Raw genomic sequence first — 13,548 nt, forward strand, 5'->3', positions numbered from 1 at the left:
GATCGAAACCGGGGGAGACAGGCCATGCCGGACATGTCCGCAGGGGCGGCGCTTCCCAAACCGGAACGGCCGCGCGCCGTGACCGCCCTGGGCAATGCCGCCGAAATCGAGGCGCAGATCGTGGCGGCCTTCGGGGGCGCAGCCCCGGGGCTGGTGCTGGTCTTCGCCTCGGACGGGTCGCTGATCGCGCCGCTGACCGGGGCGCTGGCGGCGCGCTTTGGCACGGCCTGCCGGGTGGTCGGCTGCTCCTCGGCCGGCGAGTTCGCCTTTGCCGGCTATGACAATCGCGGCGCCGTCGCCATCGCCTTTCCTGCCGCGCATTTCGAGGGCGAGGCGGTCTGGCTGCGGCGGCTGCGCGACCATGCGGCGCTGGACTGGATGGCGACGCTGCGCGCCGCCAGCGCCCGGGTCCCGGACCGGCCCGGCCGGGTGCGCTTTGGCATCCTGCTCATCGACGGGCTGAGCAAGCGCGAGGAGCTGGTGACGGCGACGGTCGAGGCGACGCTGCCCGGCGTGCTGGTGCTGGGGGGATCGGCCGGGGACGGGCTGCGCTTTGGCCGCACCCACCTTGCCATCGACGGCGAGAGCTGCCCGCAAAGCGCGGTCCTGTGCCTGATGTCCACCGATTACCGGATCGAGGAGGTGGTGTTCGACCATTTCACCCCGGCCGGCCAGCGGATGGTGGTGACAGAGGCGCTGCCCGAGGAGCGGCTGATCCTTGAGATCAACGCCGAACCCGCGGCCGAGGAATATGCAAGGAGGATCGGCCTGCCGGTGGCCGATCTCGGCCCCCGCGCCTTTGCCGAGAACCCGCTGCTGGTGCGGATCGGCCGGCGGCATTTCGTGCGCGCGATCCTCGAGGTGACCGAGGGCGGCGGGCTGCGGATGATGTCGGCGGTGGATGAGGGGGTGATGATGACCCTTGGCCGCGCCGAAGACCTCACGGGCGGCTTCGAGGCGCGGCTGGCGCAGCTGGCTGGCCCCGCCGCGCTGATCCTGGGGTTCGACTGCATCTTGCGGCGCATCGCGCTGGAACAGGCGGGGTTACAGGAGACGGTGGGCCGCATCTTCCACGACTACAACATCGCCGGGTTCAACACCTATGGCGAGCAGCATGGCGGCATCCACGTGAACCAGACCTTCGTGGGGCTGGCGTTCTTGCAAGGTGAGGACGACGATGCTGCGCAGCTCTGACACCGCCGAGCGGCAGATCCAGAAGCTGCAGCGCATCAATGCCGCGCTGATCCGGCGGATGGACATCATCGACGAGGCGCGCGGGTCCACCCATGCCCTGTCGCAGGCGGCGGCGGTGCTGGAACGCGAGGTGGTGGCGCGGAACCTCGATCTGGAACGGGCGCTGGCCGATCTGGGCGCGATCAATGCCGAGCTTGCCTCGGCCCGGGTGGCCGCGGATGAGGCGAACCGCGCCAAGTCGCGCTTTCTGCGCGCGGCCAGCCATGACCTGCTGCAACCGCTGAGCGCCGCCAAGCTGCTGCTGTCGCATCTGGAGGATGTGACGACCGATCCCGGGCAGGCCGATCTGGTCGGCCGTATCGCCGCCACCTTCGAATCCGCCGAAGACCTGATCCGCGCGCTGCTGCAGATCGCCCGGCTGGATTCGCAGCGGGTGGAGATGAATGTGGGGCCGGTGTCGCTGGGACGGCTGTTCCAGCGGCTGTCCATCGACGTGCAGGCGCAGGCCGAGGCGCGGGGGCTGGACCTGCGCTTCGTGCCCTCGTCTGCCGCGGTGCTCAGCGATCCGGTGCATCTGCGCTCCATCGCGCAAAACCTGATCTCCAACGCCCTGAAATACACGCTGTCCGGCCGGGTTCTGGTCGGGGTGCGGCGGGCGCCGGGCGCGGTGTGGCTGCAGGTGCATGACACCGGGCCGGGCATCGCCGCCAAGGATCAGGAGCGGATCTTCAACGAATTCGAACGCCTCTCGCACTCCGACCAGCCGGGGACCGGCCTTGGCCTGACCATCGTGCGCCGCGCTTGCCAGCAGCTTGGCCACAAGCTCGAGGTGCTCAGCGCCCCGGGGCGCGGCTCGCTGTTCCGGGTGCTGCTGCCCTTGGCCGATGCTGCGTCGCTGGCGCCCAAGGACAAGGTGGCCGATGCGCGCGAGGCACCGGGGCCGGACGCGGCCTTTCACGGGCGCACGGTGTTGGTGGTGGAGAATGACCCGGCAATGCGGCAGGCGTTTTCCTTCCTGCTGGGGGGCTGGGGCATGACGGTGCTGGCCACCGACGGGATGGAGGGCGTGGGCAGGCTGTTGCAAGGGCCGCGCCCGCGTCCCGAGATCGTGCTGACCGATTACCGGCTGGATCAGGGCGAGACGGGCGTGCAGGTGATCAGCCAGGTTCATGCCGCGCTTGGCCGCGCGGTGCCGGCGCTGATCGTCAGCGCGGAATGCGCCGAGACGATTGGGGCCGCGTCTTCTCATCTCGGCGCCGGGGTTCTGGAAAAGCCTGTGGCCGAGGCGGAGCTGCGGCAGATGATGCGCGCCCTGCTGGGGGCCGCGCCATGAGCCGCGGCGCCCCGAACCTGCGGCAGAAATTCGCGCTGGCGGCGCTGCTGCTGGCGGCACTGGCGGTGCTGGCCGCGGGCATCGCCGTCCATGGCCTGTCGCGCACCCAGCGGCACGCGGCCGAGGCGATGGCGGCGCAGCAGCGGATCGAGGGCTATGGCGCGCTGTCGGCGCGGGTGAACGAGTGGATGCTGGGCTGGCTGTCGCCGGTCGCGCAGCAGGGCGCTGCGCCAGACAGCTTTCCGGTGACGGCGACCTTCGGGCTGATGGACCGGCTGGTGGCCGAGGATGTGGAGGTGGCGCCGAACGCGACCGAAACCGCCACCCGCGCCCGGCAGGGCATCACGCTGGCGCGGGTGCGCGGGCAATTCACCCGGCTGGAGCGGAGCCTGGCGCAATCGCCGCCCGGCACTCCCGCGGGCGAAGCGGCGCTGGCGGTCTACGGCGCGCAGGTGCCGGGGCTGATCGCGGCGCAGATCCATCAGGAGACGCGGCGGCGCGAGGCGGCGCTGGCGGCGATGGCCGACTTGCGCGGCCCGCTGCATGCGCTGGCGCTGGCGATTGCCATCGGCGCGCCGCTGTTGCTGATTGTCCTCTATCTGGTGCTGCTGCGCCCGGTATTCCGGCGGCTGGCAGCGGGCGGCGAGGGCGCGCCGGTGCATGACGAGCTTGGCCTGCTGTTCGCGCGGGTGCGGCAGATGACGGCGCGGCTGGACCGCCGGGCGCGCCGCCTTGCCGCGGACCGTGCCCGGCTGGAGGCGTTGGTGGCCGAGCGCACCGAAGATCTCAGCGCCGCCAATGCCCGCCTGTCGCGGGTGGATGCCGAGCGGCGCCGGTTCTTCGCCGATGTCGGGCATGAGCTGCGCACACCGCTGACGGTGATCCTTGGCGAGGCGGAACTGGGCGAGCGGCATGACGACCCCGCGCTGCGCGCCAGTTTCCGCACCATCCACAGCCGCGCGCTGCGGCTGGCGCGGCGGATCGAGGATCTGTTGCGGATTGCCCGGTCCGACAGCGGTAGGCTGGATCTGGACTGTCAGCCCGTCGATCTGGCGGCGGCGGCGCAGGCGGCCCTTGGCGACATGGCTGTGCTGCTGCGCCGCGCGGGGGTGGAGGCGGAGCTGGACTTTGACGGCGACCTGCAGGTGGCCGGCGATGCCGACTGGCTGCGGCAGGTGTTTTCCGGCCTGCTGGAGAATGCCGCGAAATATGCGGGGCGGGGGGCGACTGTCCGGATCAGGGGGCAGTCCCTCGGGGCATGGGCGCGCGCCGAGGTCACCGATACCGGGCCGGGCATCGCGCCCGCCCTGCTGGAACCGGCGCTGGCCCGCTTTGGGCGAGGGGATACGCGCGAGGCCGGCTTCGGCGTCGGCCTTGCGCTGGCGCGGTGGGTGGTCGAGGCTCAGGGCGGACGGCTGACGGCGATCAGCCCGGTGATCCAAGGCCGCGGGCTGACGATTCGTATCGATTTGCCGCGTGCGGCCGGGGCGGAAAGCGAGGTTGCGTGAAACAGGTGCTGATCGTCGAGGATGATCCCGACATCGCCTCGCTTTTGCAACGCGGGCTGGGGGCGGCGGGCTATGGCACGGTCTGGGAGGCGGCGGGCGAGCCGGCGCTGGCGCGGCTGCGGCATCAGGCTTTCGATGCCGCGATCATCGACATGATGCTGGGCGAGGAGAGCGGCGCCGAGCTGCTGGCCGAGATGCGTGCCCGCGGCCACCGGATGCCGGCCATCGTGCTCAGCGCCCTGTCGCGGGTCGAGGACCGGGCCGAGGGGCTGGATGCCGGCGCGCAGGATTATGTGGTCAAGCCCTTCCAGCTGGGAGAGCTGATCGCGCGGCTGGAGGTGCAGCTGGTGCGCGGCGCGGCCCCTGTGCCCGCTCTGGCGCTTGGCGGGCTGCGCTATGACCCGGCAGACCGCACCGTCAGCGGCGCCGGCCGCAAGGTGGTGCTGACCGAGCGCGAGGGCGAGCTGCTGGCGCATCTGATCGCCCGCCCCGGGCAGGTGCTGACCCGCGGCGAGATCTTCGATGCGCTGTGGGCGCCGCATGGCGGATCGACCGAGAATGTCGTCGATGTCTATCTGGGATACCTGCGGCGCAAGCTGTCGGACCTGTCGCCCTATGGGCTGGCCCTGCGCACCCTGCGCGGGCGCGGCTTTGTCCTGACGCTGGAGGAAAGCTGATGACCCGAGTTGTTGCCTGTGCGCTGGCGCTGCTGGTGGCGGCGGGGCCCGCCGCCGCGGGGCCGCTGTCGGACCTGATCTTCGCGCCGGGGGCGGCTGCGGCGAGCGCGGCGGAGGTGTCCTATGCCCATGAGCGCAGGGTGCCGGCGGATTTGCCCGAGGATGCCGCGCTGCCCAAGCCGGTCAGCGATGAGGTGCTGACGTTGGCCCAGACCAGTGGCGAGGTGCCGCGCAGGGTGCTGACGCGGCAGGGGCCGGGCACCCCGGGGCCTGCGCCGGTGTCGGAGTTCCCGCTGGCGGGGCCGGACCCGGTGCTGCTGTTCTTCCTCGAATCCACCGCGCGCAACATGGCCGCGCTGACCGGCGGCAGCCCGTTCTACATCCGCAACCGCATCCGCGAGGCGCTTGGGCAGGCCGATCTGGGCACCGAAGTCACACTCGGCGATACGCCCGCCCGGCAGATAGTGTTGCAGCCCTTCGCCGCCGACCCGAACCGCGCCAGCATGGGGGCCTTTGCCGAGCTGGCGCTGACGCTGGTGGTGGAGACCGAAGGGGCCCCGCGCTTCCTCAGCCTTTCGGCCGATACCGCTGCGGCGAAGGGCGGTTATCATGAAAGCCTGACCCTGATGCCGGAGGAGGAATGATGCGCGCGATAGTCCTGGCGGGCGCGGTGATGGCTGGGCTTGTGGGTGCGGCCCTTGCGGCCGATCCGGCCCTGCCGCCGGTGCTGAACGACTACCCCACCGAAGCGCGGGCGGAATATGTCTTCGCCTGCATGGCCGCGAACGGGCAGACGCGGGATGCGCTGACGCGCTGTTCGTGCTCGATAGACCAGATCGCGGCGATCCTGCCCTATGACGGATATGTCGCGGGGGAAACCGTGCTGATGCTGCGGCAGACCACGGGCGAGCGGTCGGCGCTGTTCCGCGGCACCGCCGCGACTACGGCGGTGGTGGCAGAGCTGCGGCGGGCGCAGGCCGAGGCCGAGATCCTGTGCTTTTGACCCCGCTCCGCGCGGCCCGCCGCAAGTCGGCGACAAAGCGCGCCGTGTCGAACTCAGCTGCCCGCCGCCCGTAGATCGCGGCATCCAGCCGCGCCAGAGCCGCGCGGCGCAGGGCCGGGTCCGCGGCTTCCTCGGGGCGCAGATAGGCCTCGGCCGCCCCCCGCAACGCCAGCAGATCGCCTGACCGCGCCGCCTGCCGCAGGTGCCAGCGCGGCAAGGGCGACCAGTGCCGCGCGAGGCGCGCCGCCGCCAGCCGCGCCCGATCCGGCCGATACCAGCGCGCCATCACCGCCGCCCCGAGCGCGAGGCCCGCGGCAAAGGTGGCAGCCAGCAGCCAGCGGCTGCCCGCGCTGATCCGCCCGGCATCCACCTGATTGTCCCTGAAGCTGGCATAGCCGATCGGCAGTGCCGGGATCTCCACCTGCGCCATCTGCCGGGTCTTCGTGTCGAAATACGGGATCACCACCGGCTCCAGCACCCCCGGCTCGCCGGTTTCCGGCCGGAACTGCCAGGTCCAGATCACGCTGGCCACCGGGCCATCGGGCGTCAGCTCCAGCGTCCGCTGCACCGGCGCCGCGAAGGTGATCAGCCAGTTTTCCGAGACCACGGGCCGCGGCGGCAGCATTTCCGGCAGCACGCCATGCGCCCGCAGCGTGACGGTGCGGGTGACGGTGGCGCCATCCTGCAGGGCGGCGGGGTCGGTGCTGAGCGCGTCTTGCAGCGTCACGTCCGAGGCGGCGAAGTGCCAGCCCCGATCCGTCGGGAAGCTCCCCACCGACAGCTCCATCGGGGACGATCGCACCAGCGCCTCGGCCCGCTGGCTGGCGGTGGTAATGATGGTCAGGCTGTGTTCGGCCGGCCCGAACCGCCCCGGCCCGGCCCGCTTGGGGAACAGCGCCAGCTTGCGCTCCATCACCATGTAGCTGCGCCCGTCGATCCTCTCGCGGTGCCAGTCGTCCTGCGCCAGCTGGATCCAGTCGAAGGCATCGGTGGGGGCGATCACCAGATCCTCGCGCGCGATGGAGCGTTCGTAGACGCCGCGGAGGGTGACGGGAACCATCTCGCCGACCACGATTTCCCTGTGGGTGGGGTGGGGGATGATGTCCAGCTCCAGCCGGCCCTCGGCGAGGGCGGGGAGCGGCAGAAGCAGCAGGCACAGGGCGAAGCGTATCACCACGGGTCGCCCTCCTCTGGCGGGGTCAGGCCGATGGACAGGCGGCGCAGATGCTCATCGGCCAGCCGCAGCCGCAGGAATTCGCCCGGATCATCGGGCAGCGCCTCCAGCCAGGCGGCATCGGCGACGCGGCGGCCTGCGTCCAGCGGTTTGCCAAGCACGTTGAACTTTTCCACCGGCGGGCCGTCCGGCGGGGTGACGGGAGTCACGGCGATGCGGCCGGCCTCGTTGCCCGCGCCCATCACCGGCGGGATCAGGGCATGCACCACGGCGCGGTTGTCGCGCGCCTCGGAATCCGCCGGGTTGGCGAACAGCACCGCATCGAAATAGGCGCGGGCGAGGGGGTAGTTGCCGGTGGCGGCCAGCGACAGGCCGCGGTTGTAGGTGGCGCTGCGGCCCGCCGCGCGGAAGGCGAGGTCGGCGGCGGCATGGTCCCCGGCGCGGTAGAGCGCCACGCCGCGGATCTGCGGATCCTCGATGAGCCGCGCCGCGGGGCCGGGCAGCCCTGCGACCAGTGCCAGCTTGCCGATGCCCTCCCGCCCCGCCAGCGCCAGGGCCAGCAGCGCGCAACCGGCAAGGATCAGGGCGGCGCGGGTCATGCCCGCCTCCGCATCAGGGCGAGGGCAGGCATCAGCGCCGCCAGCAGCAGCCAGCGGCCGAGGTCGTCGAAGGCCATCGCGGCGCGTTCGCTGCGGGCGAGGGCGGTCAGCCGCGCCGCCTCGATCTGCGCCAGCAGCGGGCGGGGGGCACTGGCGGGGGCATGGGCACCGCCAGCCGCAGCGGCGAGGCTTGCCAGCGCCTCGGAGTCGGGGGGCGGGGCGCCCTCGGCCGGGGCGGAGGACAGCCCCAGCGTCCACAGCCGCGCGCCCGCCTCGGCCAGCCGCTGCGCCTCCTCCAGCGCCGGGGGGCTGACGCCGCCGCCGTCGGAGATCAGGATCAGGTCTACCCCGCCCACGCCGGGATGCCCTTCGCGCAAGAACAGATCGCGGGCGCTGGCCAGCGCGATGTCGGGCCGGCTGCCCTGCACCGGCATGGTCTGCGCATCCAGCACCGCGATCAGGCTTTCCAGCGTCGCCGCATCGCTGGTGGGCGCGCTGGCGAGATAGGCATCGGCGGCATAGAGCATCAGCCCCACGGGCCGCCCCTGCGCCGATTGCAGCACCAGCGCCGCCGCCGCCTGCGCATCGGCCAGCGCCGGGCCGCGCGTGATCGAGGGCGAGAGGTCGAGGATCAGCACCACGGGGTCCATCGGCGCGAAGGCGGTGGCCGAGGCGCTGAGGCGCGCCGGGCCGGCGAGCGCCAGTGCCAGCAGCGCGGCCAGCACGAAGGGTGCGAGCCGAGGTGCGCCCCCCATGCCGACAAGCCCAAGCGCCTGCATCCGGCGCAGCAAGGGCGGATCGACCAGCCGCTCCCACCCGCCGCCCGCCGCGCGGCGCCGCAGCCAGAGGGCCGCCAAGGCGACGGGCAGCAGCGCCAGCAGCCATAGAGGGCGCAACAGGACCAGATCGCCGGGGCTCATGCCGCCCCCCTCGGGTCAAGGCCAAGCCCAAGCGCCGCCAGCAGCGCCACCATCGCCGGCCAGATCCACATCGGCTGCGGCACCAGCACCGGCGGGCGGCGCGAGGGGTTGGGCTCCAGCCGGTCCAGATCCGCCGCCATCGCCGCAAGGTCGGCCATGTCGCGCACCCGGTAACTGGTGCCGCCGCTGGCCGCCGCAATCTCGCGCAGCAAGGCGATATCCACGGCATCGCGGCTGGCGGGGCGGGTTTCCAGATCGTCGGGGCCAAGCGCGATGGTGTGAACGCGCACACCGCGTTCGGCAGCCAGCGCCGCGACCTGCCGCGCATCCATCCGCGCGCCGGTCTCCTTGCCATCCGACAGCAGCACGATCACCTGCCCCTCCGCCGCCCCCGCCACCACCCGTTTCAGCGCGAGCCCCAGCCCTTCCGCGATGGCGGTGGACCGGCCGGTGATGCCGATCCCCGCCTCCTCGATGGCGCGGGACACGGCGGCAAGGTCATGGGTCAGCGGGGCCGCGACATAGGCGCGGTCAGCGAACAGCACCAGCCCGATGCGGTCACCAGCGCGCGAGGCGACGAAGCCTTGCGCCACCTGCTTGACGGCATCGAGGCGCGAGATGCGCTGCCCGTCCAGATCAAAATCCTCGATGGCCATGCTGCCCGACAGGTCCAGCGACAGCAGGATGTCTCGGCCCGAGGCGCTGGTATCGGCGGTGGCGACCAGCCGCGCCGGGCCGGAAAGGGCCAGCACCAGCGCGCACCACAGCAGCGCTTTCAGGGCCCGGGTGCGGGTGACGGTGCGGCGCTGCGCGTCTGCGGGGAGGGCCGCCGCGCCGATGGCGCCGGGCAGGCGCATCGCGGCCAGCTGCGCAGGCTGCGGTGGCAGCAGGCGGAGCGCCAGCAGCGGCAACGGCAACAGCAGCAGCGCGAGGGGGGCGGCGAGGATGAGGGTGCCGAGGTCAGGCATGTCTGGCGCCTCGCGCGGCGGCGCGGATCAGCGGCTCCAGCGTAGGGTTGTCCGGCACCGCGGCACCATAGAGCGCGGGGCGCAGGTCGGGCGGGACCGTGCCGCCATAGTGCGCCAGCAGCGCCGCCTGTGCCAGCAGCCGGTCCTGCGGCGGCAGGGGGCGGAGGTCGGCCAGCGCCGCCTCCAGCGCCTCGGCGGGCGGGCGGCGGCGGTGCAGGGCGGGGCGCAGCAGGGCCATCAGCGCGAGGGCCGCAAGCAGGCCGAGGCCGAGGGCGGCCAGCACTTCGGGTGGGCCAAGCTGCACATAATCCAGCGGCAGGCGCGGCGGGTGCAGGTCCTGCACGATCTGCGGGGTCATGGCGCGGGCTCCAGTGCCAGCGGCGCGTCGGTCGCCAGCCGCTCCACCTGCGCGCCGAGTTGTTCCAGCCGCCGGACCAGATCGGCGCGGCGCGCGGGCAGGGCGGTGAAGTCACCGAGGCGGGCGGGGCCGGTGCCGATCCGGTAGGGCAGGGCACCAGCGGGAGGGCTCAGCTCGAAGCGGTCTTCGGTCAGCTCGATGCGCAGCGGGCCGCGGCGCAGGATGCCGGCCAGCACCTGCTCGATGCCCTCGCCTGGATCGTCGAAGCCGGTCGCCAGCACCACCGCCGCCCCGCGCGGGGCGAGGCGGGCGGCCCCGGCCAGCATCTGCGCAAGGTCGGGCACGGCCGCTTCCGGAGCCTCCAGCGCCGCGGCGTGCGCCCGCGCGAGGCATCCCGCCACCCGCGCCATGCCGCGGGCGCGGGCCGCCGCGCGCTCCGCCACCAGCCCACTGGCTGTCAGCGCCACCACGCCGGCACTGCCGCCCGCCAGCACCGCTTGCCAGCCCGCCACCGCCAACGCCTCGGCGGCGGCAATCGAGCGGAAGCGCCCCCGCGTGCCCCACAGCATCGGCGGGCAGAAATCGGCGATCAGCATCACGCTGCGGTCGCGGTCTTCCTGAAAGCTGCGCACCTGAAGGCTGCCGCTGCGCGCTGTGGCCGCGGCATCGAGATGGCGCAGGTCGTCGCCCTCGGTATAGGGGCGGATCTCGCGGATCTCATGGCCCTGCCCGCGCAGGCGGGTGGCGGTGACCCCGGCGCGGCGGGTGATCTGCACCGCGCCGCGCCCCGGCCGCCCCAGCCGGGCGCCGATGGCCAGCAGATCCTCGGCGCGCAGGTCGGTAATGGCGGGGGCAAGCATGGGCGGCCCCTCAATACGGCCGGACCTGCGCCAGCAGGCGGGCCACGATGTCCCGCGCCGACAGCCCTTCGGACGTCGCACGCCAGCTTGGCACCAGCCGGTGCGCCAGCGCATCGGGGGCCAGCGCTTCCACATCCTCGGGCAGGGCATGGTCGCGCCCGGCCAGCGCCGCCCGCGCCCGCGCCGCGGCGGCCAGCGCCAGCGTGCCGCGGGGCGAGACGGCATGCTCGATCAGCCCGGCCAGCGGCGCATCCTCGCCCACCGCGCGCGTGCCCATCACCAGCCGCACGATGAAATCCTTCAGTGCCGGCGCAAGATGCACCGCCGCCACCGCCGCGCGGGCGGCGTGGAGCCGGTCATGCCCCAGACGCGGGCCTTCGGGCAGGGGCGGCGCCCGCAGCTCCCCTTCCACCAGATCGAGGATCGCGCGTTCCGCCTCGGCCCCCGGCAGCGCCAGCTGGACATGCAGCAAGAAGCGGTCCAGCTGCGCCTCGGGCAGCGGGAAGGTGCCTTCGTGCTCAATGGAGTTCTGGGTGGCGATCACCATGAACGGGTCGGGCAGCGGCCTTGTGCTGCCGCCCACCGTCACCTGATGCTCGGCCATCGCTTCCAGCAACGCCGATTGCACCTTGGGCGGGGCGCGATTGATCTCATCCACCAGCACCAGCGAGTGGAACAGCGGCCCGGGCGCGAACTCGAAGCTTTCGGACGCGCGGCGGAACAGCTGGGTGCCGATCATGTCGGACGGCATCAGGTCGGGCGTACACTGGATGCGGGCGAAGCTGCCGTCGAGGCCCGCCGCCAGCCGCTTGACGGCGCGGGTCTTGGCGAGGCCCGGCGGCCCCTCGATCAGCACATGACCGTCGGCCAGAAGGGCGATCACCAGACGCTCGACCAGATGGTCATGCCCGATCAGCCCCGCGGCCATTGCTGCCGTCAGCTCTGCAATCTCGGCGGCCGCAGACGGCGCCGGAACGCTTTCCAAAAGTGCCACGCCTCACCTCCCCGATCGGCCATGTCCGGGGCAGAGTGGCAGAGGAACGCGCTCCCCGCCACCGCCCGCGCCTCATACTTGCGGATGACGGGGGGCGGGGCGCTCGCCGATGTCGGGTGGGCGTTGGCGGTGGGGTGTCGCTCCCCTATATCATGCGCAGGGGCGGTGTGCGGTGACCGGCAGCGCGACTGGTGCGGACATGGTCCAGGTGGGAAAGCCGATGTTGAAGGCGCTGTATCTGAGACGTCGGATTGCCTCGGAGCCCGCTGGGGCGGAGGGCACGGCAGAGGGCGCGCGGCGGGCCAAGGTGGATGCCTTCGTGCGCCGCCATTTCACATGGCCCGGCACCTTGCGGCTGCACGGGGCGGCGCTTGGCTTCGATATCCTGCGGGCGCCGATCAATGTCATGCTGTCGCCGATCCTGCTGCTGGCCAGGGCGGGCGCGTGGATCTGCCGGAAGCTGCGCTGGGGACGGGCCGCGGACTGGCTGGCGGACCGGCGCCTGCTGCTGCGCACGGCGGTTTCGGCGCGGGTCGAGGCCGCGATCCTCGGCGAGCTGCTGGACGTGCCGCCGGCCCCGGGCAAAGCCATCCCGGACCGCGCCGCGATGTCGCGCGCCATCCTTGCCGCGCCGCAGTTTCGCGCGATGATCCGCAGCCAGGGCTCGGTGGCCGGTGCGCAGGCGCTGGCCGACCGGATCACTGGCGCGATCGGGGATTACACCGGCACGCGGTCCTCCATTGCCGAGTTCACCACCGGCCTCGTCACCCTCGCCATCGGCGCCATCGTGTTTCAGGCGTTGACCCCCGGCATGATCTCGATGGCCCCCGGTGTCGCGGGGGCGGTGTCGCGAGGCACTGCCGTTGCCGAGTTTCCGCTTGGCGCCACGCTCGGCGGGGTCTGGTATGGCGTCTTTGCAGTCGGACCGTCCCCCGCGCTGATTGTCGCCACGGTCGCGGGCCTCATGCTGCTGGGGTCGGTCATCGCCGCCTTTGCCGGCGTCATCGCCGATCCGGTGCAGGTGCGGCTTGGAATCCACCGCCGCAGGCTGATGCGGCTTCTGGACACGCTCGACGCGGAAATCGGCGGCAGCCGGGACAGGCCGTTCGCTGCGCGCGAACATGCGCTGGCCCGGGTCTTCGACCTCTGGGATGCGGCCGTGTCGGTTTTCCGGGCGTTTCGGGGCTAGCCCGCCCGGAAGCGGATATGCGGGCGGGCAGGATCGGCAGACAGGCTCACCTCTGCCTCGACCCGGAACACTTGGCGCAGCAGGTCTTCGGTCAGCACCTCGCCGGGGCTGCCACAGGCCACGACGCGGCCGGCGTGCAGCACCAGGATACGGTCGCAGAACATCGCGGCAAGGTTCAGGTCATGCAGGGCGACGATGCTGGTCAGGTCCAGATCCCGCACCAGCCGCAGGATTTCTATCTGATGCTGGATGTCGAGATGGTTGGTGGGCTCGTCGAGGAACATCACGCGCGGGGCCTGTGCCAGCGCCCGCGCGATATGGACACGCTGACGCTCGCCGCCCGACAGGGTTTGCCAGGCCTGCGCCGAATGGCCGGACATGCCCACAGCGGCGAGCGCGCCGGTCACCGCCGCCTCGTCCGCCGCAGACCAGCCCGACAGGGCAGAGCGGTGCGGCGTGCGCCCCAGCCGCAGCACATCGCGGACCGAGACATTGGTGTCGGTCGCGGCGTTCTGCTGCACGAAGGCCACCTGCTGCGCCAGCTTGCGGCGCGGCACAGTGGCGATGTCCTGCCCGTTGATCAGCGCCCGGCCCGACTGCGGCCGCTTCAGCCCGGCCAGCAGCCGCAGCAGCGAGGATTTGCCCGACCCGTTCGGGCCGATCAGCCCCAGCGTTTCACCCTGCGCGACGGACAGCGACACATCGGACAGGATGGTCTTGCGCCGCACGCCCCAGACCAGATTGCTGGCGACGACACTCATGGGCGGGGGC

Annotated in this window: 15 protein-coding genes; 7 read left to right on the plus strand and 8 right to left on the minus strand. The window is 72.4% G+C overall.

Annotated elements, in window-relative coordinates; translation table 11 throughout:
• Positions 1 to 24 precede the first annotated feature (24 nt).
• From GVY41_RS05020 to GVY41_RS05045, 6 genes are read left to right on the plus strand one after another with little or no spacing between them, the layout of a single operon-like run.
• Positions 25 to 1,194: an FIST N-terminal domain-containing protein gene (locus tag GVY41_RS05020; protein ID WP_161344774.1), complete on the plus strand. Its 1,170-nt coding sequence runs from the start codon at positions 25 to 27 to the stop codon at positions 1,192 to 1,194.
• Positions 1,178 to 2,527, plus strand: coding sequence for an ATP-binding response regulator (locus GVY41_RS05025; protein WP_161344772.1), 1,350 nt, complete (start codon positions 1,178 to 1,180; stop codon positions 2,525 to 2,527). The genes GVY41_RS05020 and GVY41_RS05025 overlap by 17 nt, the downstream gene beginning before the upstream one ends.
• Complete coding sequence (locus GVY41_RS05030) at positions 2,524 to 4,035, plus strand: sensor histidine kinase (RefSeq protein WP_161344770.1); 1,512 nt, start codon at positions 2,524 to 2,526, stop codon at positions 4,033 to 4,035. The genes GVY41_RS05025 and GVY41_RS05030 overlap by 4 nt, the downstream gene beginning before the upstream one ends.
• Positions 4,032 to 4,712, plus strand: a complete 681-nt coding sequence (locus GVY41_RS05035) for a response regulator transcription factor (RefSeq protein ID WP_161344768.1) — start codon at positions 4,032 to 4,034, stop codon at positions 4,710 to 4,712. The genes GVY41_RS05030 and GVY41_RS05035 overlap by 4 nt, the downstream gene beginning before the upstream one ends.
• Positions 4,712 to 5,356 (plus strand): hypothetical protein, encoded by a 645-nt coding sequence (locus tag GVY41_RS05040; protein ID WP_161344766.1) that lies wholly within the window; start codon positions 4,712 to 4,714, stop codon positions 5,354 to 5,356. The genes GVY41_RS05035 and GVY41_RS05040 overlap by 1 nt, the downstream gene beginning before the upstream one ends.
• Positions 5,353 to 5,715, plus strand: coding sequence for a hypothetical protein (locus GVY41_RS05045; protein WP_161344764.1), 363 nt, complete (start codon positions 5,353 to 5,355; stop codon positions 5,713 to 5,715). The genes GVY41_RS05040 and GVY41_RS05045 overlap by 4 nt, the downstream gene beginning before the upstream one ends.
• On the opposite strand, the gene GVY41_RS05050 is transcribed toward GVY41_RS05045, so the two are convergent.
• The 7 genes from GVY41_RS05050 to GVY41_RS05080 are packed head-to-tail and all read right to left on the minus strand — an operon-like array spanning position 5,654 to position 11,522.
• Positions 5,654 to 6,889: a hypothetical protein gene (locus GVY41_RS05050; RefSeq protein ID WP_229725966.1), complete on the minus strand. Its 1,236-nt coding sequence runs from the start codon at positions 6,887 to 6,889 to the stop codon at positions 5,654 to 5,656. The genes GVY41_RS05045 and GVY41_RS05050 overlap by 62 nt on opposite strands.
• Complete coding sequence (locus GVY41_RS05055) at positions 6,886 to 7,488, minus strand: hypothetical protein (protein WP_161344762.1); 603 nt, start codon at positions 7,486 to 7,488, stop codon at positions 6,886 to 6,888. Before GVY41_RS05055 ends, GVY41_RS05050 begins: the two co-directional genes overlap by 4 nt.
• Positions 7,485 to 8,408: a vWA domain-containing protein gene (locus GVY41_RS05060; RefSeq protein WP_161344760.1), complete on the minus strand. Its 924-nt coding sequence runs from the start codon at positions 8,406 to 8,408 to the stop codon at positions 7,485 to 7,487. The genes GVY41_RS05055 and GVY41_RS05060 overlap by 4 nt, the downstream gene beginning before the upstream one ends.
• The gene (locus GVY41_RS05065; RefSeq protein ID WP_161344758.1) at positions 8,405 to 9,376 is read right to left on the minus strand and encodes a VWA domain-containing protein; all 972 of its coding nucleotides are present in this window, start codon (positions 9,374 to 9,376) and stop codon (positions 8,405 to 8,407) included. The genes GVY41_RS05060 and GVY41_RS05065 overlap by 4 nt, the downstream gene beginning before the upstream one ends.
• Positions 9,369 to 9,734: a hypothetical protein gene (locus GVY41_RS05070; RefSeq protein ID WP_161344756.1), complete on the minus strand. Its 366-nt coding sequence runs from the start codon at positions 9,732 to 9,734 to the stop codon at positions 9,369 to 9,371. Before GVY41_RS05070 ends, GVY41_RS05065 begins: the two co-directional genes overlap by 8 nt.
• A complete protein-coding gene (locus GVY41_RS05075) occupies positions 9,731 to 10,594 on the minus strand; it encodes a DUF58 domain-containing protein (RefSeq protein WP_161344754.1) in 864 nt (287 codons plus the stop codon). The genes GVY41_RS05070 and GVY41_RS05075 overlap by 4 nt, the downstream gene beginning before the upstream one ends.
• Before the next feature lie 10 nt (positions 10,595 to 10,604).
• A complete protein-coding gene (locus tag GVY41_RS05080; protein WP_161344852.1) occupies positions 10,605 to 11,522 on the minus strand; it encodes an AAA family ATPase in 918 nt (305 codons plus the stop codon).
• Positions 11,523 to 11,787: 265 nt separating this feature from the next.
• Between GVY41_RS05080 and GVY41_RS05085 the strand changes: the two genes are divergently transcribed.
• A complete protein-coding gene (locus GVY41_RS05085; RefSeq protein ID WP_229725965.1) occupies positions 11,788 to 12,777 on the plus strand; it encodes a DUF6635 family protein in 990 nt (329 codons plus the stop codon).
• Here the strand turns inward: GVY41_RS05085 and GVY41_RS05090 are convergent.
• On the minus strand, positions 12,774 to 13,538 hold the full coding sequence (locus GVY41_RS05090; RefSeq protein WP_161344752.1) for an ABC transporter ATP-binding protein: 765 nt from the start codon (positions 13,536 to 13,538) through the stop codon (positions 12,774 to 12,776). The genes GVY41_RS05085 and GVY41_RS05090 overlap by 4 nt on opposite strands.
• Positions 13,539 to 13,548: the final 10 nt, after the last annotated feature.

This window comes from Frigidibacter albus, from assembly GCF_009908165.1.
GTDB classification, from domain to species: domain Bacteria; phylum Pseudomonadota; class Alphaproteobacteria; order Rhodobacterales; family Rhodobacteraceae; genus Frigidibacter; species Frigidibacter albus.